General features: G+C 73.7%; 22 protein-coding genes. 10 read left to right on the top strand and 12 right to left on the bottom strand.

All coding sequences use genetic code 11. From position 1 onward, the window contains the following. Nucleotides 1–64: 64 nt before the first annotated feature. From ACIBBA_RS19930 to ACIBBA_RS19915, 4 genes are all read right to left on the bottom strand, one after another. A complete protein-coding gene (locus ACIBBA_RS19930) occupies nt 65–1498 on the bottom strand; it encodes an FAD-dependent oxidoreductase (protein WP_396699117.1) in 1434 nt (477 codons plus the stop codon). Between the two features lie 91 nt (nt 1499–1589). After that, the gene (locus tag ACIBBA_RS19925) at nt 1590–2135 is read right to left on the bottom strand and encodes a dihydrofolate reductase family protein (protein WP_396699115.1); all 546 of its coding nucleotides are present in this window, start codon (nt 2133–2135) and stop codon (nt 1590–1592) included. Between the two features lie 157 nt (nt 2136–2292). Continuing rightward, entirely contained in the window at nt 2293–3555 is a 1263-nt protein-coding gene (locus ACIBBA_RS19920; protein WP_396699113.1) for a DUF4352 domain-containing protein, read from the bottom strand. Between the two features lie 108 nt (nt 3556–3663). Continuing rightward, complete coding sequence (locus ACIBBA_RS19915) at nt 3664–4320, bottom strand: 4'-phosphopantetheinyl transferase (RefSeq protein ID WP_396699111.1); 657 nt, start codon at nt 4318–4320, stop codon at nt 3664–3666. A 213-nt stretch (nt 4321–4533) separates the two neighbouring features. On the opposite strand from ACIBBA_RS19915, the gene ACIBBA_RS19910 reads away from it, so the two are divergent. Beyond that, a complete protein-coding gene (locus ACIBBA_RS19910; protein ID WP_350867522.1) occupies nt 4534–4800 on the top strand; it encodes a hypothetical protein in 267 nt (88 codons plus the stop codon). Nucleotides 4801–4866: 66 nt separating this feature from the next. Here the strand turns inward: ACIBBA_RS19910 and ACIBBA_RS19905 are convergent, their stop codons facing one another. The 4 genes from ACIBBA_RS19905 to ACIBBA_RS19890 all read right to left on the bottom strand — a co-directional run bounded on the left by ACIBBA_RS19905 (nt 4867) and on the right by ACIBBA_RS19890 (nt 9538). Next, complete coding sequence (locus ACIBBA_RS19905; RefSeq protein ID WP_396699109.1) at nt 4867–5667, bottom strand: peptidase; 801 nt, start codon at nt 5665–5667, stop codon at nt 4867–4869. Nucleotides 5668–5669: 2 nt separating this feature from the next. Further along, entirely contained in the window at nt 5670–6959 is a 1290-nt protein-coding gene (locus ACIBBA_RS19900; protein ID WP_396699107.1) for a VWA domain-containing protein, read from the bottom strand. Nucleotides 6960–7027: 68 nt separating this feature from the next. Then, nucleotides 7028–7468 (bottom strand): MmcQ/YjbR family DNA-binding protein, encoded by a 441-nt coding sequence (locus ACIBBA_RS19895; RefSeq protein WP_396699105.1) that lies wholly within the window; start codon nt 7466–7468, stop codon nt 7028–7030. A 357-nt stretch (nt 7469–7825) separates the two neighbouring features. Beyond that, nucleotides 7826–9538, bottom strand: coding sequence for a dolichyl-phosphate-mannose--protein mannosyltransferase (locus ACIBBA_RS19890; protein WP_396699103.1), 1713 nt, complete (start codon nt 9536–9538; stop codon nt 7826–7828). A 92-nt stretch (nt 9539–9630) separates the two neighbouring features. Here ACIBBA_RS19890 and rsmI point away from each other — a divergent pair, with 92 nt between their 5' ends. After that, entirely contained in the window at nt 9631–10470 is an 840-nt protein-coding gene (gene rsmI, locus ACIBBA_RS19885) for a 16S rRNA (cytidine(1402)-2'-O)-methyltransferase (protein WP_396699170.1), read from the top strand. 13 nt (nt 10471–10483) lie between these two features. On the opposite strand, the gene ACIBBA_RS19880 is transcribed toward rsmI, so the two are convergent. Next, nucleotides 10484–11782 carry a hypothetical protein gene (locus tag ACIBBA_RS19880; RefSeq protein WP_396699101.1) on the bottom strand — a complete coding sequence of 433 codons (1299 nt, stop codon included), beginning with the start codon at nt 11780–11782 and terminating at the stop codon, nt 10484–10486. 415 nt (nt 11783–12197) lie between these two features. On the opposite strand from ACIBBA_RS19880, the gene metG reads away from it, so the two are divergent. Continuing rightward, nucleotides 12198–14000, top strand: coding sequence for a methionine--tRNA ligase (gene metG / locus ACIBBA_RS19875; RefSeq protein ID WP_396699099.1), 1803 nt, complete (start codon nt 12198–12200; stop codon nt 13998–14000). A gap of 117 nt (nt 14001–14117) precedes the next feature. On the opposite strand, the gene ACIBBA_RS19870 is transcribed toward metG, so the two are convergent. Together ACIBBA_RS19870 and ACIBBA_RS19865 are read right to left on the bottom strand one after the other, a co-directional pair. Next, nucleotides 14118–14969, bottom strand: coding sequence for an alpha/beta fold hydrolase (locus ACIBBA_RS19870; protein WP_396699097.1), 852 nt, complete (start codon nt 14967–14969; stop codon nt 14118–14120). A gap of 106 nt (nt 14970–15075) precedes the next feature. Beyond that, entirely contained in the window at nt 15076–16323 is a 1248-nt protein-coding gene (locus ACIBBA_RS19865; RefSeq protein WP_396699095.1) for a hypothetical protein, read from the bottom strand. 112 nt (nt 16324–16435) lie between these two features. On the opposite strand from ACIBBA_RS19865, the gene ACIBBA_RS19860 reads away from it, so the two are divergent. The 7 genes from ACIBBA_RS19860 to ACIBBA_RS19830 all read left to right on the top strand — a co-directional run bounded on the left by ACIBBA_RS19860 (nt 16436) and on the right by ACIBBA_RS19830 (nt 22665). After that, entirely contained in the window at nt 16436–17344 is a 909-nt protein-coding gene (locus ACIBBA_RS19860; RefSeq protein ID WP_396699093.1) for a TatD family hydrolase, read from the top strand. A 73-nt stretch (nt 17345–17417) separates the two neighbouring features. Then, entirely contained in the window at nt 17418–18287 is an 870-nt protein-coding gene (gene rsmA / locus ACIBBA_RS19855; protein ID WP_396699091.1) for a 16S rRNA (adenine(1518)-N(6)/adenine(1519)-N(6))-dimethyltransferase RsmA, read from the top strand. A 9-nt stretch (nt 18288–18296) separates the two neighbouring features. Further along, the gene (locus tag ACIBBA_RS19850) at nt 18297–18446 is read left to right on the top strand and encodes a hypothetical protein (RefSeq protein ID WP_396699089.1); all 150 of its coding nucleotides are present in this window, start codon (nt 18297–18299) and stop codon (nt 18444–18446) included. Beyond that, on the top strand, nt 18443–19387 hold the full coding sequence (locus ACIBBA_RS19845) for a 4-(cytidine 5'-diphospho)-2-C-methyl-D-erythritol kinase (protein ID WP_396699087.1): 945 nt from the start codon (nt 18443–18445) through the stop codon (nt 19385–19387). Before ACIBBA_RS19850 ends, ACIBBA_RS19845 begins: the two co-directional genes overlap by 4 nt. A 270-nt stretch (nt 19388–19657) precedes the next feature. Beyond that, the gene (locus ACIBBA_RS19840) at nt 19658–21463 is read left to right on the top strand and encodes an ABC-F family ATP-binding cassette domain-containing protein (RefSeq protein WP_396699085.1); all 1806 of its coding nucleotides are present in this window, start codon (nt 19658–19660) and stop codon (nt 21461–21463) included. Nucleotides 21464–21567: 104 nt separating this feature from the next. Continuing rightward, nucleotides 21568–22023 (top strand): DUF4383 domain-containing protein, encoded by a 456-nt coding sequence (locus tag ACIBBA_RS19835; protein ID WP_396699083.1) that lies wholly within the window; start codon nt 21568–21570, stop codon nt 22021–22023. Between the two features lie 165 nt (nt 22024–22188). Then, a complete protein-coding gene (locus ACIBBA_RS19830) occupies nt 22189–22665 on the top strand; it encodes a DUF4383 domain-containing protein (RefSeq protein WP_396699081.1) in 477 nt (158 codons plus the stop codon). A 10-nt stretch (nt 22666–22675) separates the two neighbouring features. On the opposite strand, the gene ACIBBA_RS19825 is transcribed toward ACIBBA_RS19830, so the two are convergent. Beyond that, on the bottom strand, nt 22676–23365 hold the full coding sequence (locus ACIBBA_RS19825; RefSeq protein ID WP_396699079.1) for a TetR family transcriptional regulator: 690 nt from the start codon (nt 23363–23365) through the stop codon (nt 22676–22678). Between the last annotated feature and the right edge of the window lie 73 nt (nt 23366–23438).

Here is a 23438-nt window from a genome sequence, read left to right as displayed (position 1 = left end):
GGCCCGCGGTCACCAGCCGGCAGCCGTGACCGGCCCGCGGTCACCAGCACTCCCGCGCCCGAGGCTAGGGGCGGTCTTCCGGTCGTGTCGGGGCACCCCTGCCCCGGAGCAGGCCGAGCCGGAGCGCCCGCAGCAGGGTGCCGGGCCGGCTGAGCGTCGCCGGGTGGTCGACCATGGTGGTCACCCGGCTGAGTCGGTCGCTGAGCACCTGATCGGTCAGCGACGCCCGGAAGACCAGATCACCGAACCACTTGGTGACCCGGTACCCGCGCGGATACGGCCCGCCGACGTGCGGCAGCTCGATGTCGGCGGAGGTGGAGATCTGCCAGGCAGCGTCGACGATCACCCGGACCTGGTCGAAGTACGCCCACGCCGGCTCGTCGTGCAGCTTCGGGCCCGACCGCAGGTACGCGGAGAGGCAGGACGCGTGCAGGGTCGCGGAGGTCATACCCTGGCCGTACACCGGATTGAACGAGGCGATCGCGTCCCCGGCGGCGACCAGCCCGGCGGGCAGCCGGTCGAGCCGGTGGAAGTCGCGGCGTCGACTGTCGGCCTGGTGGTACGTGACCACCCCGCCGAGCATCTCCCCGCGCTCGGCGATGTCGCCGAACATCTGCGGATAGTGCTCCCGGCAGCGGGCCGTGAAGTCGGCGACGTCGCGGCTGGGCCGGTCGTCGTCGTAACCGGCGACCAGCATGATCCAGCGGTCGCCCTCGACCGAGTTGATCCCGCCGATCCGCGCGGTACGGCCCTTGCCGGCCATGGTGTGGTAGACCACCACCCACGTATCGCTGACCTTCTCGTCCCGCTTGAAGAGCGCGGTCGCGTAGTTCAGTTTGATCGGCATCCGCTGCATGGGTGGGCGTGGCCACCCGTTGTCGGCGAGCCAGTCGCTCAACCGGCTGGACCGCCCCATCGCGTCGACCACCAGGTCCGCCGCTTCCACGACCGGCTCGGTACCGCCCTCGGGCACGTACCGCGCGCCGGTGACCCGCCGGTCGGCGAAGACGAGGCCGTCCGCCCGGCCGTACGCGATCCGGATGTTGTCGACGGCGAGGGTCCGCCGCCGGACCAGCGCCTCCAGGAACGGTCGCGTGGTGATCAGCATCGGGCCGGTGGTGGCCGGTGCCGGTGGCAGCCCGAGTACGCCGTTCACGAAGATCTTCGCCGGCACCTCCTCGCTCGGCGGCGGGGCGCCGAGCGCCAACGCCTCGTCGACGATGCCGGGAAACCACCGCTCCAACTGGATCTGGCCGGCCGGCAGGAGGGCGTGCACCTGGCTGCCCTGCGGCACTCCCGGCCGAGGCCCGGCATCCACATCGGACGGGTCCCGCTCGATGATCAGCACTTCCTCGGCGTGGTCGCTGAGCACCCGCGCCGCCATCAGGCCGGCGACGCTGCCGCCGAGCACCACCGCACGACGCATGACCACTCTGGCCTCGGTCGGCCGTTGCGCCGTTGCTATCTCCGAGAAGAGGCGGGAGGGGGAGGCGGGCATGCGATCACTCCTCGAGCGGTCGGGAAACTCGGCATCCACGACCGTAGCCATCGATGCCCGGCCCTGCCGAGGATGTGTAAGGCTTCCGCCGCTACGCCGGGTTCAGCACCTCGTAGTCGACGAGCAGGCCACCCGATGAGGTCTTGGCGGCGCGCAGCAGGCTCAGCTTGCGCAGGCTGGTGTCGTCGCTGAAGAGCTTCCGGCCGGCCCCGGCGACCGCCGGGGCGATCAGGAGCCGCAGCTCGTCCACGAGATTCGCGTCGAACAGGGAACGGGCGAGCTGGATGCTGCCGTGGACGCCGATGTCGCGGCCGGGCCGCGCCTTGAGATCCTGGACGAATGGTGTGAGCGGGCCGCTGACGACGGTGGTGTTGGCCCACGGCTGCGTCGGCTCGGTCGACGTGATGACGTACTTCCGGACGCCGTTGATGAAGCTGGCGAACGGCTCGTCGGTCGAGGTCGTCCAGTAGGGGGCCCACTCGTCGTACATTCGGCGGCCGAGCAGCACGGTGTCCTGGGCGTCGATGACCCGGCTGAGGTTGGCGTACATCTCCTCGTCAAAATTGAAGAGGTAGCGATCGGGGGACTCCGCGACGCCGTCGAGGGACAGCAGCGTGTAGACCACCAGCTTTCGCATACCGCTCCCCACTTCGTCTTCCGCGAGGGACCTGCCCGATTCGGGCAAGAATATCGGAATCGGCCACGCATCCGGCCTGGCGCGCCGAGGCGGCTGGTCCTGATCGGCGGAGGGCAACAAGTTCTGCGTGGTGTGACCGCCCACCCACCGGTCGGTGCTACGGCCGCCAGGAGCCCGCCGGCTCGAAGCGGTGCAGGTACTCCAACGCGCCGTCCTTGTCGGGCACGTCGAAGACGACCGTGCCGCTCCGCTCGCTCCCGGCGGAGAGGTTGCCTGCCGGGAGCGGCTTGCCGCAGCCGGAGAAGGCCCCGGCGATCGCGTTCGTCTCGGTGCCGTCCGCGGCCACCCACTGGAAGAAGAGCGGGTTGACCGAACCCGTTCCCTTGGTGACCACCGCGGTCACCTCCGCGATCAGGTACATGCCCTCCTCCGGGTCCAGCGCGAACGACTCGCACGCCTTGGTCGAGGTCCGGAACGTGGTCACGGTGATCTCGATGGTGCCGTCGTCGTCCGCCATCACCAGGGTCTCCCCGGCGGCCATGTTGCGGGTCTCGCCGGTGGACGGGGCGGCGGCGGACGGCCGGCCGCTCTGGCGGTCACCCACGCCGCTGGTCACCCCGGGGGTGGGCAGCGCGTCGGCCACGTCGTCCGCCGCCCGGTTCGCGCCGATGAGCACCGCGACGATGCCGCCGACGCAGCAGAGCAGGGCCAGCACGGCCACGGCCACGACGACGATCAGCAGGGTCTTCCGGGACTTCGCGGGCGCGGTGGCCGGCAGCGCGCCGGGCGGGTAGCCGACGCCGGGGGGCGGCAGCGGCGCGCTGGGCGGGTAGCCGCCGCCGGGGTACGGCTGTTGCGGCGCGCCGGGCACCGGCGGGTAGGGCGTGCCCGGGTAGGGCTGCTGCCCTGCACCGGAAACCGGCGGGTAGGGCTGCTGCGGTACTCCGGTAACCGGCGGGTATGGCTGCTGCGGAGCACCGGGCGCCGCCGGGAACGGGGTGGTCGGCTGCGGGACGCCGGACACCGGGGGATAGGGCGCGGTCGGGTACGGCTGCTGGGGCGCACCGGAAACCGGCGGCATTGCCGCGGTCGGTGGGGTCCACGGCTCGGCCGGGGCGGCCGGCATCGGCGGGTGCGGCGCCCACGGTTCCGTCGGCGGCATCGGGGACACGGTCGGTGCGGACCACGGTTCCCCGCCCGCCTGGGGCGCGGCGGAGACCGGCTGCTGGGGGAGCGTGGGCGCCGACCCGGGCTCGCCCGGCGCCGGTGGTTGCGGGCCACCGGGAACCGGCGGGTGCGGCACGGTTGCCGGCTCGCCCGGTACCGGCGACATCGGGGCCGTCGGGAACGCCTCGGTGGGCGGCTCCGGCTGCGGCTGGTCGGGGTCGTGCGGCCCGGCGGGCGGCTCGGGGTGGCTCACCGTACTCCTCGATGACGTGGGCGGGTCGGCAATTCGCCGACGCTACCGTGAGCCGGCGGCCCGGTCTGTCCCCCGCGTGGCCGGCCTCGCGCCCCCGGACGGTGACGGTCAGGGCTGCGGGAGCACGGCGGCAGTGCGGACCAGACCGTCCGCCACCACGAACCGGCCGCTCACCGTCCTCGGTGGAGCGTCGACCGGCGCGGCGTCGACCCGGGCCGGTGCGATCCGGGCGGTGAACGTGCCGGCGTCCGGGTCGAGCGCCACCAGGGCGTCGGCGAAGTCCAGCCAGGTGCCGACCACCGGGTGCCAGACCTTGTAGACCGTCTCCTTCGCGCTGAACAGCACTGCCGCCCAGGAGATGCCGGCCGGCAGCGCGGCCAGCCGCTCCTCCTCCTCGGGCAGGCAGATCATCCGGCGTACCCCCGGGTTGAGCGGTCGGTGCTGCTCGGCGTCCATTCCGACCGAGCGCACGGCGGTGCTGCGGGCCGCGGCGGCCGCACAGTATCCGCGGGTGTGGGTGATGGTGCCGACCACGCCGGCCGGCCAGACGGGCGCCCGGTCGTCGGCCGAGGGCACGGGCGCCGGCGGGAGCCCGAGCGTGGCCATCGCCCGCCGGGCGCAGACGCGCCCGGCGGTGAAGTCCCGCCGCCGGCTCTCCACCGCCCGCTCACTGAGACAGGCCAGCTCCGCCGCGAGCAGTTGCCCGTTCCAGTCGTGAGGACCGGCAACGGCAACCGCGACCTCGGGCGGCAGCAGGTCACGCATCGCCGACCCCGCGGTTCCGCAGGGGCCGCCGAGCCCGCCGGGCCGGCGCCGGGTCAATCGTCAGGTTTCTGACTGCCACGAATGCCGAAAATACCGCAACGATGTAACGGCGGATGGTTCCGTAGCGCTGTTGCGGCGGTGATCGGCCGCGATGGCGGTCGATCCGGGCCCGGGCAGTCGCCCGCCCCTGTGAGGAACCGGAGAGGGAGTGCGATGACCGGTGGTGCGGATCCGTCCAGCCCGCGCAGCGACGAACATGCCCCAGTGCCGCCGGGCTGGAGCTGTGGCTCCTGCGGCGACGAGTGGCCGTGCGCGACGCGGCGCAGCCGGCTTCTGCAGGAGTACGGGGACCGCGCGATGCTCAGCGTCTACCTGGGCTCCTGCCTCGCCGCCGCCACCGAGGACCTGCGCGCCGCACCGGTGACGTCCCTTCAGGACCGGTTCATCGGTTGGCTGCCCCGAGGTCCGCGCAACGCCTGATCGCCGCGGTGGTCCACGGCTCCGGCCGGGTGGTCGGCGCCCGGTCGACGCCGACCACCCCTGTGCTCAGCCGCGCCGGGGTCGGCGGGTCAGCGCGAAGCCGACCACCCCGGCCACCGCCGCCAGGATGCCGCCGGCGGTGGTCCAGATCCACCGCGAACCGAGGGCCGGCAGCAGCTCGTCCAGCCCGCCGCTCTCCTCGGCCGCGTCGTCGGCGGGGGCGGCGAGCGCGTCGTCGGTCAGCACCGCCCCGGCCTGGGTGTTCGGCACCAGCGGCGCCGCCAGTTCGCCGTCGTCGGCCGGGGCGCCACCGTCGCCGTCGGCACTGATCAGCAGCTCCACCTCGATCGGCGCGCCGAGATCCGGTTCCGGCACGTCGACGACCGAGAGCCGGACGAAGTAGGTGCCGGGCAGCGGGTCGGCCGACCAGGGCTCGGCCCACGGCCGTACCTCGCGCAGCGTGCAGCCGAGCGCCACCCGGGCGGCCGTGGCGTCGACGGTCGGCGTCTGCGCCCCGGCCGTGCACGCCTGCCGGCGACGCAGCCCGTCGAAGACGTCGAGGGTCCAGGTGGCGGCGCCGCTGCGGTTCCTGGGGAAGGCCACGGCGGCGGTGATGTCGTGCACCTGCCCGGCGGTGGCCGGGAAGGACCAGTAGAGGTGGTCGCCGGTGGAGGCGGCGACCCGGACCGGCTGGCCGGCGGTGATGGCGGTGGCGGTGAGGAACGAGGTGCCCGCCCGGGTCACCGTCGTGGCCCCGGGTGACGGGGTGGGCGGGGTGCTCGGGTCGGCGAGCGCCGCGGTGGGCAGCAGCGCGGGACCGGCGGCGGCCACCAGGGCCGCCAGCGACCGGATCAATGCGGTACGCACGCTCACTTCTCCCTCCACGTGGCCACCCACCAGCGGGTGAGCAGCCCGGTCACCAGGCCGGTGAGCAGGCCGGCCACGGTCAGCAGCGCCAGCAGCACCCAACCCCGGCCGAGGTCCGGTCCCCGTGGGTCCGGCGCGGCGGCCACCACGTCGACGGTCAGCTCGACCGGCATTCCCGGGTTCACCCCGGTGCCCGGGCGGGGTGCGAACGAGTTGCTGACCACCAGGCAGACCGTGGTCGCCGGCGGCGACTGGTCGGCGTCGGCGCCGTCGCGCTCGTCGGGTTCGCGCTCGTCGGGGTCGTCACCGGACCAGCGCAGCCCGGCGGAGATGACGTCGGCCCGTCCGCTGCCGGCGTCCGCGCCCCGGACCAGCTCGCGGCCGTCCTCGGCGACCGCCCGCAGCAGGACGCCGTAGTCCCGGTTGACCGGGCGGTCCAGCGCCACGCTGACCGAGGCGCGCAGCTCCTGACCGGGCCGTACCGGCACCCGGTACCAGCGGTGCTCGGAGAACATCTCCCGGTCGGTGTAGACGCCGGGGCCGAGCAGCGGCGCGCCCGGGCAACCGGTGCCGCCGCCGACGGCCGTCGGCGTCCGGGTGTACGTCTCGCCGGCCCGCTCGACCAACTGCTTGATCCGGTCGGTCAGCTCCTCGGTGCTCTGGGCCGCCGTGTAGGTGCCGCCGGTCGCGCCGGCGATGCAGAGCAGCTGTCGCCGTACCTTCTCGTCGGGGGCCAGCCCCAGCGTGTCGACCACCAGCCGGGTGCCCTGGGCGGCCAGTTCGCGGGCAACGTCGCACGGGTCCGGCGGGGCGCAGGTGTCCTCGCCGTCGGTGATCAGCACGATCCGCCGGGCGGTGGCGCCGGTGCCGAGGTCCTGGGCGGCGGCGCGCAGGGCGAGCCCGACCGGGGTGAATCCGGTCGGCCGCAGGGTGGCCACCGCCGCCTTCGCCTCGGTCCGGTCGACCGGGCCCACCGGCACGATCTGCTGGGTGTCCTGGCAGCCGACCTTCTTGTCCTTGCCCCGGTAGGTCGCGCCGAGCACCCGGATGCCGAGCTGGGTCTCCGCCGGCAGCGCGTCGACGACCTCGTTGAAGGCCTGCTGGGCGACGGAGATCCGGCTGCGGCCGTCGATGTCCCGGGCCCGCATCGAGCCACTGACGTCGAGCACCAGCTCGACCCGGGGTGGTTCGGGGGGTGTCGGCTCGTCGGCCGCGGCGGGCGCCGGCCCGAGCAGCGCGGAGACCAGCACCAGTCCGGCGAGGACGGTGCCGGATCGTCTTGAGTTGATCACCGGCGAAGTGTAGGAGTGATCCACTTAGGATGATCATCGGGGTCGGCCGGCCGATCACCCGCGGTCGATCACCCGCGGCCGATGGCCTGCTTCCTCAAATCGGCGGGCTGGTGCCGCGGCGCGTGCCGCTCAGCCGGCGGGTCGGGGCGGCTCGGCGTCGAGCAGGGCCGCCAGCCGTTTCGGGCCACTTCGCGGTACGCGTCCCGGCACAACTCGTCGATCTCGGCCCAGTCCACCTCGCCGTCGAGCCGTACGCCCAGCCAGCCGCGAGAGCCCACGTAGGGCGGCCGGAAGAACCGGGCGGGGTCGGCGAGGATCAGCTCCTCCTGCGCGCCCGGCGGCGCTGCGCACCAGAGGTGCGCGAAGCCGTTCCGGTGGTGGCCGTCGGCGTGCAGCGTGACGAAGACGCTCTTTGCCCCGACGAACCACGTCGGCGAGCCGTGGCTGGGCCGTTCGGTGACCTCCGGCAGGGCCAGGCAGCTCGCGCGGACCCGGTCGAGCAGCTGCATTCGCGCACCTCCCATGCTCGGCCGTCACCTGATCCTAGGTCGGGTCAGCCGGCGGATCGGTGTCCTGCAGCGTCCAGTCGGGACGGTGTGAGGCCGGTAACCGGTAACCGTGGGTCAACTGCCGGATCTGCCGGGTTATCGGGCGGGCATCGGTCAGAAATCTGACCCAAGTCGACCCGTTGTGCCGGTGGTGCGCGGTGGTTAAGCTTCTCTTGCGCGCCCCAATCGCCCGCTTCCCCCGTGGCAGGCGATCGGGGCGCGCACCTATGTCGACCGGGCCCGCACGTGCAAACGTGCGGGCCCGCTGTCGTTTTCCCGCCGCTCCCCGACGGCCGCCGTCCGGCGCCGTCGCGCGGATCAGATCCAGCGGCCGTCCAGCCACATCCGCGCCGACCAGTCCGCGTACGGCAGCAGCTGTCCGACGAAGATCGGATAGAAGTACGCGAAGCAGAGCGCGACCAGCAGCACGTACGCGCCCGCCACCACACCGCCGATCAGGCGGCGGTCGTAGCCGGTGTCACCGGTGGCGGGCGCCCGGGCCTCGCCGGTGCCGGCGGCCGGCGCGGGGGAGACGATCGCGCCGAGCACGTAGACCACCGCCAGCACCAGGAAGGGCAGCGCCGGGGCGGCGTAGAAGGAGAACATCGTCCGGCCGTCCAGGGCGAACCAGAACCAGGGCAGCAGACCGGCCGCCACGCTGAGCAGGATCGCCCCGGCCCGCCAGTCGCGCCGGGCCGCGCCGAGCCAGGCCAGCCCCACCAGGGCCGGCAGGAACGACCACCAGAGCAGCGGCGTGCCCAGCAGGAGGATCTCCGAGGCGCAGCTCGGCGCCCCGCAGGCGCCCTCGCCGGTCCAGTAGAACGCCACCGGGCGGCCGAGCAGCAGCCACTGCCACGGCCAGGACTGGTACTTGTGCGGGGTCTCCAGCCCGGTGTGGAAGCCGTAGGCCGCCTTGTGGTACTCGAACAGGTTGATCAGCGGCCCGATGACCGGGGCGTCGCTGAGCGGGGCGCCGGGGTAGTTCGTGGCGAGCCGGTAGTAGCCCTCGTCGCCGAGCAGCCAGCCGGACCAGGTGGCGACGTAGGTGACCAGCAGCAACCCACCGGCCGCCACCAGCCACGCCGTCTCGTCGAGCAGGGTGTCCCGCCACGGCCGGCGTACCCCGGCCGACCGGCGCACCCCGACCTCCCAGAAGAGCACCAGCAGCGCGAACGCCGGCACGAAGTAGAGCGCGCTCCACTTCACCGCGCAGGCACAACCGAGCAGCACCCCGGCGGCCAGCCGCCACCACGGCCAGCTCCGCCAGCCGCCCGCCGGCCGCCCGGCCCGGCCCGGCTGGGCCGGATCCAGCCCGGCGTCCAGCGCCCGCGCCCAGCGCCGGCGTCGCGCGTCCCGGTCGAGCACCAGCGCGCCGAACGCCGCCAGCACGAAGAAGAGCAGGAAGATGTCGAGCAGCGCCGTGCGGGAGAGCACCAGGTGGAACCCGTCCAGGGCGAGCAGCAGGCCGGCGGCGCACCCGAGCGCGGTGGAGCGGAACAGCCGTCGGCCGATGCGTACCAGCAGGAGCACCGAGAGGGTGCCCACGACGGCCGCCGAGAACCGCCAGCCGAACTCCGGCGCGGTGGTGACCAGGTGCCCCGGCACCGAGATGCGGCCCTCGGCGTCCTGGTAGCCGAAGGCCCACTCGCCGAGCCCGATGAGCCACTTGCCCAGCGGCGGGTGCACCACGTACGACGCGTTGCCGTCCTTGTAGTTCCACTCGACGCCGCGGTCGATCAGGCCGTACGCGTCGCGGGCGTAGTAGACCTCGTCGAAGATCTTGCCGCCGGGGCCGGAGAGGCCGACGAAGCGCAGGATGCCGGCGATCAGCACCACCGCGCCGGTGGCCAGCCACGACCACCCGTCGAGGCGGGCCTCGACGGTGGCCAGCCGCCGACGGATGACGCCGGGCATCCCGCTGCCGCCGCCCGGGGGCACGGCGGCGCTCGCCTCGGCCGACCCTTCGTCGGCCGACCCGTCCGGCCCCGCCTGGCCCGCGCTCGCGCTCTGCGCTGTCGACGCACTCGTCACCCGGCGATCGTAGGCTGCGAAGGTGGCCGGTGGCGCCCGTCGTCTCCGATACCGGAACCGCTGAAGATTCAGGAGCACAACCTGTGGGTGATATGTCGGATGTCGGGCGACTGGTCCTGCTCGGCGCGCCGCTCGGCAACCCGGCCGACGCCTCCGCCCGATTCCGGGAGGTTTTGGCCACCGCCGACGTGGTCGCCGCCGAGGACACCCGCCGGCTGACCCGGCTGGCCCGGGACCTCGACGTCACCATCCCCGGCCGGATCGTCTCGTACTTCGAGGGCAACGAGGAGCGGCGCACCCCGGAGCTGGTCGAGGTGATCCAGGCCGGCTACCTCGTCGCGCTGGTGACCGACGGCGGCATGCCGAGCGTCTCCGACCCGGGCTACCGGCTGGTCCGGGCCGCGCTCGACGTCGGGGCACCGGTCACGGCGGCACCCGGCCCGAGCGCCGTCACCACCGCCCTCGCCCTCTCCGGGCTGCCCTGCGACCGGTTCTGCTTCGAGGGGTTCCTGCCCCGCTCGCCCGGCGCCCGGCGGTCCCGGCTGCGGGCTCTCGCCGCCGAGGAGCGCACCCTGGTCCTCTTCGAGGCGCCGCACCGGGTCACCGCGGCGCTGGCCGACCTGGCCGACGCGTTCGGCGCCGACCGGCCGGCCGCGCTCTGCCGTGAGCTCACCAAGACGTACGAGGAGGTGCTCCGCCGTCCGCTCGGCGAGCTGGCCCGGTGGGCTGCCGAGGGCGAGCCCCGGGGTGAGATCACGCTGGTGGTGGCGGGCGCCCTGGCGACTCCGCCGGAGCGCCCCGACGACGACACGCTGCGCGCCGCGGTGGCCGACCGGGAGGCCGCCGGGCTCTCCCGCCGCGATGCGATCAGTGACGTCGCCACCAGCTACGGCCTGCGCCGGCGGGACGTCTACGCCGTCGTGCACAGCTGAGCGGGCTCCCGGGTCACCAGGCGGCGACGAGGAAGCCCAGCGCGATCAGTCCGGGCCCGGCGAAGGAGACGCCGATCGCCCAGCGCCGGGCCCGTCGCCCGGTCAGCATCGTGGAACCGGTCCACCGGGCGATCCCGGCGCCGCAGCCGGCCACCGCCAGCAGACCGAGCACCCAGCGCAGGTGCCGGGCGATCCCGGTGTCGACGTAGGCGGTCCCGCCGTGCGGCCCGGTCATCCTGGCCGGCAGCGTCGTGCCGGTCGCGGTCCGCTCGGCCGGCACCCCGCTGACCCGTACCCCGTGCGCGACGAAGCGCCCGGCCTCGGCGGCGAAGATTCCGCGGCAGCGCTGGGTGAGCCCGCCGCCGGTGCAGTCGCCGATCACCACCGTGCCGCTCGTGCTGTGGCCCACCGCGACCCAGAGCGGGCCGGCGCTGACCCAGGCGAAGAAGGCGGCGAGCAGGCTCAGCGCCAGCAGCACGGCGAGGCCGCGCAGCGGGTCGGGCGGATGGATCGCGGCTCTGGTCCGCCGGCGCCGGACCCGGCCGTCCCGGGTCTCCCGGTCCGGCTGGCGCGTCTCCTCCCGGATCGGGGTGCCGTCCCAGTGCACCTCCTCGATCGGTGCCCAGTCCGCTGAGTCGGCGTCGTCCGGCGCGCCGCTCGCCCCCGTTCGGGCGACCCGCCGCCAGCGCTTCGGCTGTCGTACCGGCACCCGGCGCGGCACCGCGTCCACCGGCGCCCCGGTGGTCGGTTCCAGCTCGACCGAGGCCTCGGGCTGGTCGGCCGTGGTCTGCGGTGCCCGGGCCCGCCGGGATGCCCCCCGCTGGTGCGGGCGCGCCGGGTCGGACCGGTCCGGCCCGCCCGCCCGGGTGCCCTCGGTCGGGGCCGGGTCGCTCTCGGCGGGCGCCGGAGCCGGGCCAACGTCGGTGGGCGTCGGGCCAACGTCGGTGGGCGCCGGGCCGGCGCGCGGCGGACCGGGCCGGATCGGGGTGGGCATCGGGCGAGGGCGGGTCGGGCTCGGCGGCGGTGGCGCGGGGGTCGGCACCGACGGGCCCGGCCCGGGCGCACCGGCCGGCGGCGCACCGGCCGGCGGCGCGCCGGCCTGCGCCGGTGCGGTGGTGGTCTGCGCCGCTGTGGTGGTGGCCTGGGCCGGTGTGGTGGTGGCCCGCGCCGCGCGCGTGGCCCGCTTCGAGATCTTCGGCTGCGCCGGTGCGGCTGGCCGGTCCGACGGTGCGCCCGCCTGGGCCGGCGGTGCCGGTGGCCGGGCCGGCGGTGCGGCTGACCGGGCCGGCGGTGCGGCGTCGGCGCCGGGCACCGGGCGGGGCTGTGGGGCGACCGTCGCCGCCCGGCCCGACCGGGCACGGGGCGGATCACCCGGGCGGGCGTCGGCGGGCTCCGAGCCGCCGGTGCTTGGGCCGCCGCCCGCTGACGTCCCCGCACCGGCTGTCGAGCCGTCCGGGGTCGCCCCGCCGCCCGCCGTGTCGGGCGGGTCGGAACTCTCGGCGACCGTCGCCCCCGAAGGGCGGTCGTCCTGCTTCCGGGCCGCTCGTCTGCCAGTCACGACGTTCATTGCACACCGGAGCCGGGGGAGGATCGGGCAGCTCAGCCGCGTGTCGGCGACAAATCGGACCAAAAGCCGAGGGGGTTCCACCGGTCCGCCGACCCGGCGACGCCCCCGGCACCCCTATTGGTTCGCGGCTTGCCGTAGCGGGTCACTAGGCTTGCTGGTCATGAGTCACGTTCTCGCGGCGGTTGCCTGGCCGTACGCCAACGGCCCGCGCCACATCGGCCACGTCTCCGGTTTCGGCGTTCCCTCCGACGTCTTCAGCCGGTACATGCGGATGGCCGGCCACGACGTGCTCATGGTCTCCGGCACCGACGAGCACGGCACCCCCATCCAGGTGCAGGCCGACGCCGAGGGGGTCACCCCCCGCGAGCTGGCCGACCGGTACAACCGGGTGATCGTCGAGGACCTGCACGGGCTCGGCCTCTCCTACGACCTGTTCACCCGCACCACCACCCGCAACCACTACGCCGTGGTGCAGGAGCTGTTCGAGGGGATGTACCGCAACGGCTACATCGTGCCCAAGACCACCATGGGCGCGATCTCCCCGTCCACCGGCCGCACCCTGCCCGACCGTTACATCGAGGGCACCTGCCCGATCTGCGGCTACGGCAGCGCGCGCGGCGACCAGTGCGACAACTGCGGCAACCAGCTCGACCCGATCGACCTGATCAACCCGAAGTCCAAGATCAACGGCGAGACGCCGGAGTTCGTGGAGACCGAGCACTTCTTCCTGGACCTGCCCGCCCTCGCCGACGTGCTGCGGCAGTGGCTCGACGGCCGGGAGGGCTGGCGGCCCAACGTGCTCCGCTTCTCCCGGAACCTCCTCGACGACCTGCAGCCCCGGGCGATCACCCGGGACCTCGAGTGGGGTGTGCCGATCCCGCTGGACGGCTGGCGCGACCGGTCCGACAAGCGGATCTACGTCTGGTTCGACGCGGTGATCGGCTACCTGTCCGCCTCGATCGAGTGGGCCCGCCGCTCCGGCGACCCGGAGGCGTGGCGCAGGTGGTGGTCCACCGACGGGGAGGGCAAGGACGCCCGGACGTACTACTTCATGGGCAAGGACAACATCGTCTTCCACTCGGTGATCTGGCCGGCGCTGCTGGCCGGCTACTCCGGCGAGGGGTCGCGCGACGGCGAGCCGGGCGAGCTGGGCCGGCTGAACCTGCCCACCGAGGTGGTCTCCAGCGAATACCTCACCATGGAGGGGCGGAAGTTCTCCTCGTCCCGCCGGGTGGTCATCTACGTCCGCGACTTCCTGGAGCGCTACGACGCCGACGCGCTGCGCTACTTCATCGCCGCGGCCGGTCCGGAGAGCAACGACACCGACTTCACCTGGGCCGAGTTCCTCCGCCGCAACAACGACGAGCTGGTCGCGGGCTGGGGCAACCTGGTCAACCGGTCCATCTCGATGGCGGCGAAGAACTTCGGCGCGATCCCGCCGGTCGACCCGGCCGGGCTCACCGAGGCCGACGAGGCGCTGCTCGCCACCGCCCGGGCCGGCTTCACGACGGTGGGCGACCTGATCGGCCGGCACCGGCAGAAGCAGGCGATCGGTGAGGCGATGAAGGTGGTCGCCGAGGCCAACAGGTACCTCTCCGAGCAGGCCCCGTGGAAGCTCAAGGACGAGGCCGACAAGCCCCGGATGGGCACCATCCTGCACGTCGCCCTCCAGGTGGTTAGCGACGCCAACACGCTGCTCACCCCGTTCCTGCCGCACTCCGCGCAGCGGGTCCACGAGCTGCTCGGCGGCACCGGCGTACACGCGCCGATGCCGTCGATCATGGAGGTCGAGGACCTCGACGGCGGTCCCGGGTACCCGGTGCTGACCGGCGACTACACGCAGGGCGCGCGCTGGGAGTCCGTACCCCTGGTGGTGGGCCGGGCGCTCGCCGCGCCCAAGCCGGTGTTCCGCAAGCTCGACCCGTCCATCGTGGACGAGGAGCTGGCCCGGCTGGCCGGCTGAACCGGTACGACGAAGCGGCCCCGGGGCATCCCCGGGGCCGCGACCTTTCTCGGCCGGCCGCGTGGCCGACGGACCACCCGTCCGGCGCCCGCACCGGGCGCCGGACGGGAGTCGGCGTCAGGCGCGGGCCATCGAAGGCGCGCCGATGAAGTCCATGATCGCCTTGTTGACCTCGGTGGGGTGCGTCCACGGAATGCCGTGCGGCGCGCCCTTCAGGGTGACCAACTGGCTGCCGGCGAGCATCGGCTGCAGCCGCTGCCCGGTCTTCGCATACGGCAGCACGTTGTCCTTGTCGCCCTGCACGATCAGCACCGGCACGTCGATCTGCGGCAGGTCACCCCGGAAGTCGCTCAGCCAGGCGTCCACGGAGTCGTGGGTGCCCTTCGCCGAGGCGCGTGCGCCGATCTCCCAGTGCGCCCGGTACGCCTCCTCGCTGACCCACTTGCCCTTGTTCTCGCTGTAGTTGAAGAAGGCATCGCAGAACTGGGTGAGGTAGGCGAACCGATCTTGGATGATCGCCTGCTGGAAGCCGTCGAAGAGGCTCTTCGGAACGCCCTCCGGGTTGTCCGCGGTCTGCAGCAGGAACGGCGCCAGCGGGGACAGCAGCACCGCCTGGCTCACCCGCTCCGAGCCGTACGCGCCGAGGTAGCGGGTCACCTCGCCGGTGCCCATGGAGTGGCCGACCAGGACCGCGTTGCGCAGGTCCAGCTCGGTCATCAGGACGTCCAGGTCGGCGGCGAAGGTGTCGTAGTCGTACCCCATGGTCGGCTGCGCCGAGTTGCCGTAACCGCGACGATCGTAGGTGATCACCCGATATCCAGCGTTGAGCAGCGGAATGGCTTCCTTCTCCCAGGTCGCCCCGTTGAACGGGAAGCCGTGGATCAGGACGATCGGCTGACCGGAGCCGTGATCCTCGTAGTACAGGTCGATGGGCGCGGAGTTTTCCGTACCCACGGTGATGAACGGCATGCTCTTCTCCTGATGTCGGGCTCGGTTGTCTCCTCGCCCGGCGCATTCCCGTCCCAACCGTTGATATGCGGCACCGGCCGGTCGCCGCCGTTCCGCCGACCGCCGCCTACAACGTGTACGGAAGGTCCGTGACCTGGTCGTCCGTCACCTCTGCCCCCGGTGCCCACGTCTCGTAGACGCCCCGGTCGTGGCACTGGGCAGCGGTGGTCGCGACCGTCTCGGGATCGGGCCGGCACAGCCGCAGCCGCAGCCAGCCCGCCTCCTCGCGCAGCACCAGGCAGGGCACCCCGCGCCAGTGCGCGTAGCGCAGCCGGCGGGCCACCGTCTCGACCGGGTAGCGGGCCGCCCGGGTCATCGCCAGCACCCGGAAACCGCCGGGCAGGTCGGCGACCGCCTCGTACTCGCTGCCGGCGTACGCCCCCACCAGCTGGGTGGAGCGCGGCGCGTCGCCGGTCGGCACGTACTCCTGGTCGGGAGAGAGGCCGGGCACCGCGGCGAGCAGATGCCGCCACTGCGGTCCGACCATCCGCAGCCAGCCCCGCTGCTCCGCCTGGTAGCTGTAGAGCACCACCTCCACCCCCTCCGCCGGATAGGCGAGCAGGGTGGCGTTCGCCGGCATCGGCAGGTCGGCGAAGTCCCGGGTGACGAACTCCGGGATCAGTTGGCTGTTGCTGGGTACGAAGCCGGTGCCCAGCACCGGCGCGCCCAGCCGGTCCCGGGGCGGCAACGTGCTCAGCCCCCGGTGCGCCTCGCCCACCGGCACGTCGTAGTCGCCCGGGTCGGAGGCCCGCCAGCGCAGCGCGTACGCCACGTCCAGGCCGTCCCGGCTCACCTCGCCGTCGGTCCGCAGCAGCGTCGTGGCCGCCGGCGTACGCAGGTGCGCGACGTCGTGCTCCCGGTAGCAGAAGCCGTGCGGCAGCCAACCGCGCACGTACCCGGCGAGCTGGCGCGGGGAGAGCACCTTCACCATTCGGGTGCCCCGCCGGATCACCGCCGAGCTGCGCGCCGCGGTGAGCATCGGGTCGCCGGCCGCGTCCGGCCGCTGGCTGAGCTGGTGCAGCTGCGCCCAGCCCCGCTCCCGGTGCGCCGGCATCATCACTGGGGTGTCCGGATCCTCGGCCGGTTCCGCTGCGCCGTGCACCGCGGTCACCTCGGTGACGTGCACGAAGCGGCGCCAGGGCAGGGCCGAGCCGGTTCGGGGCGCCCACTCGAAACCGGCCACCTCGTCGGCGCTGAACAGCTCGTACGCGGCGCCCCGGGCGATCTCCTCCGCCGGGTAGACGCCGCCGCCGTACGCCACCCGCAGCCCGGTCCGCTCGCCGGCATCGCCGCTGGCCTGAGGAGTGACGCTCATGCCGGCCTGCCGGCTCGCTCGCTCACCTGGCGACCGTAGAGTCGCCCTGAGTAGTCAAGGTGAACTGCGGGTGACGGGCAGGTGGACCGGCCAGTGTGTGATCCTTTGGTGGATGACCGAGCCAACCGAACAGATGACCGGGCCCGCTGAATCGCGCCGCGCCCGGGCGGCCCGGCGGGCCGGCGAGTTCCCGCCCGCGCCCGAGCCGCTGCCCCGCCCGGTGCTCGACAGCCACACCCACCTGGACATCACGGTCAGCGAGGCCGGCGTCCCCGGCGGCGGTTCCGCCGACGACCCGGTCGCGGCGGCCGTCGCGGTCGCCGCGCAGGTCGGGGTCGACCGGCTGGTGCAGGTCGGGGTGGACGTCGCCTCGTCGCGCTGGGGTGCCGAGACCGCCGAGAAGTACCCGGCGGTGCTGGCCACCGTGGCGCTGCACCCGAACGAGGCCCCCCGCCTGCCCGACCTCGACGAGGCGCTGCGCGAGATCGAGGCGCTCGCCGCCCGGGACCGGGTCCGCGGCATCGGCGAGACCGGCATGGACTTCTTCCGCACCGGCGACGAGGGGCGCGCCGCCCAGGAGGCGAGCTTCCGGGCCCACATCGCCATCGCCAAGCGGTACCGCAAGGCGCTGGTCATCCACGACCGGGACGCGCACGCCGACGTGCTGCGCATCCTCGACGACGAGGGCGCGCCGGAGACCGTGGTGCTGCACTGCTTCTCCGGCGACGCCGACTTCGCCGCCGAGTGCGTACGTCGGGGCCACCTGCTCAGCTTCGCCGGCACGGTCACCTTCGGCAGCGCCGCCGCGCTACGCGAGGCCGCCGCGCTGACCCCGCTCGACCAGATCCTGGTGGAGACCGACGCGCCCTATCTCACCCCGATGCCGCACCGGGGGCGGCCCAACGCGTCGTACCTCATCCCGTTGACCGTCCGGTCGCTCGCCGCCACCACCGGCGCGGACCTCGACGAACTCTGCGCCGCCATCTCCGCCACCGGCGAGCGGGTCTTCGGGCCGTGGTGACCGGCCTGACCCGGCGTGGACCGGGCCCGGGGTGCGCGCGAGGTCTGCCGGTCGGCCGGCCTACGCTGCTGCCATGACCGGTCTCCTCGGCCCGGCGGAGATCCGGGAGCTGGCCGCCCGGCTGGGCGTCGCGCCCACCAAGAAGCTCGGCCAGAACTTCGTGCACGACCCGAACACGGTGCGGCGGATCGTGACCACGGCCGGGCTCACCCCGGACGACGTGGCGGTGGAGGTCGGCCCCGGGCTCGGCTCGCTCACCCTGGCCCTGCTGCCGGTCGCCGCGCACGTGCACGCCGTGGAGATCGACCCGGTGCTCGCCGGGGCGCTGCCGGAGACCGCGGCCCGGCACGCCGGCCCGGACGCCGACCGGCTCACCGTGCACCGCGCCGACGCGCTGCGGATCACCGCCGCCCAGCTCGGCGACCCCACCCCGACCGCGCTGGTCGCCAACCTGCCGTACAACGTCGCCGTGCCGGTGGTGCTGCACCTGCTCGCCGAGCTGCCCAGCCTGCGGCACGGCCTGGTGATGGTGCAGAAGGAGGTCGCCGACCGGCTGGTCGCCGGCCCCGGCTCGAAGGTGTACGGCATCCCATCGGTCAAGCTCGCCTGGTACGCCCGGTCCCGGGCCGCCGGCAAGGTGCCGCCGAACGTCTTCTGGCCGGTGCCGAACGTCGACTCCGGCCTGGTCGCCTTCACCCGGCGGGAACCGCCCCGCCCCGAGGTTCCCCGGGAGCGGGTCTTCTCGGTGGTGGACGCGGCATTCGCCCAGCGCCGCAAGACCCTCCGGGCGGCCCTTGCCGGCTGGGCGGGCGGCGCGGACCGGGCCGCCGCCGCGCTCGTCGCGGCCGGTGTGGACCCGGGTGCCCGCGGCGAGTCGTTGACCGTCGAGCAGTTCGCCGCGATCGCCGCGTCGGCTCCGGCCGCCGCGCCCAGCGGGCAGTAGGCTGGCGCGGTGCCCGCCGAGGACGCGCAGCATCCGCTGCCCGTGTACGCGTACGACCTGGTCGGGGGTCGGCAGGGGCCGGCCGCCGACGCCGCCGAGGAGCTGATCGTGGAGAAGCCGTTCGACATCCGCCTGCGGCTGTGGGACGTCACCCCGTGACCGAGGCCTGGCGACCGGACGACGAGCGGCGCGGGGCCAGCGGCCCGGTGAAGGTCCGGGTGCCCGCCAAGGTCAACCTGCACCTCGGGGTGGGGCCGCTGCGCCGCGACGGCTACCACGAGCTGAACACCGTCTACCACGCCATCTCCATCCACGACGAGCTCACGGCCCGCCGGGGCGACACCCTCACGCTGACCATGGAGGGCGAGGGCGCCGGGGAGTTGGCCCTGGACGACTCCAACCTGGTGATCCGGGCCGCGCACGCGCTCGCCGGTTACGCAGGCGTGCTCCCGCACGCCCGGCTGCACCTGCGCAAGCAGATCCCGCTCGCCGGCGGGCTGGCCGGTGGCAGCGCTGACGCGGCCGCCGCCCTGGTCGCCTGCGACGCGCTGTGGGGCACCGGGCTCTCCCGCGACGAGCTGGCCGGCATCGCCGCCGACCTCGGCTCGGACGTGCCGTTCCTCATCCACGGCGGCACCGCACTCGGCACCGGGCGGGGCGAGGCGGTCAGCCCGGTGCTGGCCCGCCCCACCTCCTGGCACTGGGTGGTCGGCATCGCCGACGGCGGTCTCTCCACCCCGGCCGCCTACGCCGAACTCGACCGGCTCCGCGAGGCCGGCACCGCCGGACCGCCGCTGGGCAGCACCGACCGGTTGCTCGCCGCGTTGCGGCAGCGCGATCCGCGGGTGCTCGCCGCCGCCCTCGGCAACGACCTGCAGGACGCTGCGCTCGCCATGCGTCCCGCGCTCGCCGACACCCTGAAGGCCGGCGAGGCGGCCGGCGCGCTGGCCGGCCTCGTCTCCGGCTCCGGGCCGACCTGCGTCTTCCTCGCCGCCGACGAGGCGCACGCCGGGCGGATCGCCGCCGAGCTCACCGCGGCCGAGGTGTGCCGCGAGGTCCGGGTCGCCCACGGGCCGATGGCGGGCGCCCGGGTCGTCTGAGGCTCCGCCGGTGCCGATCGGCGGTGTGCCGAGGCGGGCAGGATCCTCACCAGGCTCCGCGACGCGGTCGACCCTCGCCCGCGGCGGCGTGGTCGGTCCGGCCATGGCCGGGGCGGGCTTCCGCCGGCTCGGGGCGCCGCCACGACGCCGACCCGGACAGCGGACACCCGGGCGGCGGCCGTGCCGGCGCGCGGGGCGTCCGCGTACGCTGGGAGGCCAGGCGTCCCGTGCCAGCCGGCACCGGGACGCTTTGATCATGGAAGGTAGGTCGTGGCCAACATCGTCAACCTGGACCGCGTGTCCAAGGGCTACGGGGCCGCCGGGCCGCTGCTCACCGACGTCTCGCTCGGCCTCGACGACGCCGACCGGATCGGCGTCGTCGGCCTCAACGGCGCCGGTAAGTCGACCCTGCTCCGGCTGCTCACCCGCACCGAGGAGCCGGACGACGGCCGCGTCACGCACCGCCGGGACCTGCGGGTCGCCTGGCTGCCGCAGAACCTCACCCTCGCCCCGGACGCCACCGTCCGGGACGTGGTGCTCGGCACCGAGTGGCTCGACGAGAGCATGGGCGCCGAGCACGAGTGGGCCGGCGACGCGGGGGTGCGGGCCATCCTCGACGGCCTCGGCATGCCCCACCTCGGCCTCGATCAGCCGGTCGGCCCGATGTCCGGCGGCGAGCGCCGCCGGGTGGCTCTCGCCGCGCTGCTGGTCCGCGACTCCGACCTGCTCATCCTCGACGAGCCCACGAACCACCTCGACGTGGGCGGCGTGGACTGGCTGGCCCGGCACCTGCTCGGTCGCAAGGGCGCGCTCGTCGTGGTCACCCACGACCGCTGGTTCCTCGACGCCGTCTGCACCACCACCTGGGAGGTCGCCGACCAGACCGTCCGGGCGTACGAGGGGGGCTTCGCCGCCTGGACGCTCGCCCGGGTCGAGCGCGAGCGGGTCGCCGCGGCCACCGAGGCCCGCCGGCAGAACCTGCTCCGCAAGGAGATCGCCTGGCTGCGGCGGGGCCCGCCGGCCCGGACCTCCAAGCCGCGGTTCCGCATCGACGCGGCCAACGCGCTGATCGCCGACGTGCCGCCGGCGCGGGACACCATGTCGCTGCAACGGCTCGCCACCGCCCGGCTCGGCAAGCAGGTGTACGACCTGGAGCAGGTCACCCTGCACGCCGGCCCGAAGGAGATCCTGCACGACGTCAGCTGGCAGGTCGGCCCCGGCGATCGGATCGCCATCCTGGGCGCCAACGGCGCCGGCAAGACCACCCTGCTGCGGATGCTCGCCGGCGTCACCCATTCGCACGGCGGCCGGTTCGTCACCGGCTCCACCGTGCGGCCCGCGTTCCTCTCCCAGGAACTGGCCGAGCTGCCCGGCCAGCTGCGCGTGCTGGAGGCGGTCGAGGAGGTGGCCCGGCGGGTGCAGCTCGGCGACCGGGAGATCTCGGCCGCCCAGCTCGCCGAGGTCTTCGGCTTCGACGACCGGCGGCTCTGGACCCCGGTCAGCGACCTCTCCGGTGGCGAGCGCCGCCGGCTGCAGATGCTCCGGCTGCTCGCCGCTGAGCCGAACGTGCTCCTCTTCGACGAGCCCACCAACGACCTGGACACCGACACCCTCGCCGCGCTCGAGGATCTGCTCGACTCGTGGCCCGGCACGGTGATCGTGGCCAGCCACGACCGCTACCTGATCGAGCGGGTCACCGATTCCGTGTACGGCATGTTCGGTGACGGCCGGCTGGTGCATCTGCCCGGCGGGGTGGACGAGTACCTGAGCCGCGCCGCGTCCCGGCCCGGGTCCGCCCGCGCCGAAGCGGTCCCGGCGGCCTCGCCGGAGGCGCCGGCCCGTACCGGCATGTCCGCCGCCGAGGTGCGGCAGGCCCGCAAGGAACTGACCCGGCTGGAGCGGCAGATCAGCAAGTTGGACCAGCGTGAGGCGGCGTTGCTCGACCAGCTCGCCGCGAACGCCACCGACTACGCGCGGGTCGCCGAGCTGGACGGCCAGCTCAAGGACGTACGCGCCGAGCGGGAGCGCACCGAGGAGACGTGGCTGACCCTGGCCGAGGAGCTGCCGGCGGACTGACGGTTGCCGGGCTGGTCAGGCAGGGGGCCCGTGTGCGGCGTCACACCCCGACATGCGGGAGAATCGTCGGCGACCCTCACCCGAACGGCGTTGGAGACTCTGACATGGCCCACACCCCCGTCAACCACCCCGCGCGGCCGATCTACCGGGCGATCGGCGGGCTGACCGGTCTGTACCTGGTGGTCTTCGGTGTGCTCGGCAGCATCGCGAGCGCTGGCGGCGAGTTCTTCGCCCAGGACGACACCCAGATCCTTGGTCAGGGGACGAATCTCGGCTTCTCGCTGCTCAGCGTCCTGCTCGGCCTGATCGTGCTGGCCGGCACCGCGCTCGGCCGCAACGTCGACGTGGTGATCAACCAGTGGCTGGCGTACCTCCTCATGGTGGTCAGCCTCGGCGGGCTCGCCTTCATCCGGACCGACGCGAACATCTTCAACTTCAGCATCGCCACGGTCATCGTGGTCATGACGGTCGGTCTGGTCCTGCTGATGGTCGGCATGTACGGCAAGGTCGGCACCGACGACGAGAAGGAGGCCTGGCAGAAGGCTCGCCTGGTGCTCTGAGCTCGTCGATCGCGCTCCGGTTTCGCCGGGGTCCGAGCTGTGCCTCCGGTGGTCGTCCCCGACCACCGGCCACTCGGGCTCCGGCGAAACCCGTTTGCCGCACATCCTCCACGGATTCGGGTGACAATCCTCCGGAAAAGGTCATCTCGGGCGGAGGAGGGCACCATGCCGCACTTTCCGGTGAACCATCCGGCGCGGCCGATCTACCGGATCCTCTCCGGGCTCATCGGGCTCTACATCCTGGTCTTCGGCGTCTGGGGGGTCGCGGAGACCGCCGGGAGCCCGCTCTTCGGTCGCGACAGCCACTGGGTGCTCGGTCTGCGCACCAACCTGGCGTTCTCGCTGGCCTCGGTGGTGTTCGGCGTCGTCCTGTTGGTCGGCGCCTCGCGACGTAGCAACCTCGGCCACTACATGAATCTGACCGCCGGGACGATCTTCCTGGTCACCAGCATCCTGATGATGTCCGTGCTGCAGACCGAGGCGAACTTCCTGAACTTCTCGATGTCGACGGTCATCGTCTCGATGCTCTTCGGCCTGGTGCTGCTCGGCACCGGCCTCTACGACAAGGTCGGCCCGCCGGAGCATGCCGAGGCGGAGCGGAACAACCGCAAGCACCCGGTCTCCGAGGCGCACACCCGCTGACCCGCTGGGCTCAGCGCGGCCGGGAGGTGATCAGCCCCGGCTTCGACTCCAGGTGGGACAGTCCGTTCCAGGCCAGGTTGACCAGGTGCGCCGCCACCGTCTCCTTGCGCGGCTTGCGGACCTCCAGCCACCACCGGCCGGTCAACGCCACCATGCCGACCAGCGCCTGGGCGTAGAGCTCGGCGAGCTTCGGGTCGTAGCCGCGGCTCTTGTACTCCGCGCCAAGGATGTGTTCGACCTGGTGGGCGATGTCGTTGAGCACGCTGCTGAAGTTGCCCGTCGCCGACATCAGCGGCGACTCGCGGACCAGCACCCGGAAGCCGCTGGTCTCCTCCTCGATGTAGCCCAGCAGGGCCATCGCGGCCTGCTCCAGCAACTCCCGCGGGTGGCCGGCGGTCAGCGCCGTGGTGATCCGGTCCAGCAGCGCCCGGACCTCCCGGTCCACCACCACCGCGTAGAGCCCCTCCTTGCCGCCGAAGTGCTCGTAGACCACCGGCTTGGAGACCTTTGCCCGGGCCGCCACCTCCTCGATGGAGGTGGCGTCGAACCCGCGCTCGGCGAAGAGTTGCCGACCGATCAAAATCAGTTGCTCGCGGCGCTGGGCCGCCGGCATGCGTACCCGCGAGGCGCGCTTGCCGCCCGCCGCGGGTACCGCCCGTCGTTGGCCCGTGCCACTGTCATTGCCTGGGACATCCGGCATCTCGTCACCTCGCTGGCGCTCGGTGACGCCCTGCCGTGGGATGGTGTCTCCGCTGTGCCCGCTCACGTCGCCG

Source organism: Micromonospora sp. NPDC051006 (assembly GCF_044456245.1).
Classification (GTDB): Bacteria; Actinomycetota; Actinomycetes; order Mycobacteriales; family Micromonosporaceae; genus Micromonospora.
The sequence above is the reverse complement of the archived record's forward strand: the minus strand, read 5'-3'. Positions and strand labels throughout refer to the sequence as shown.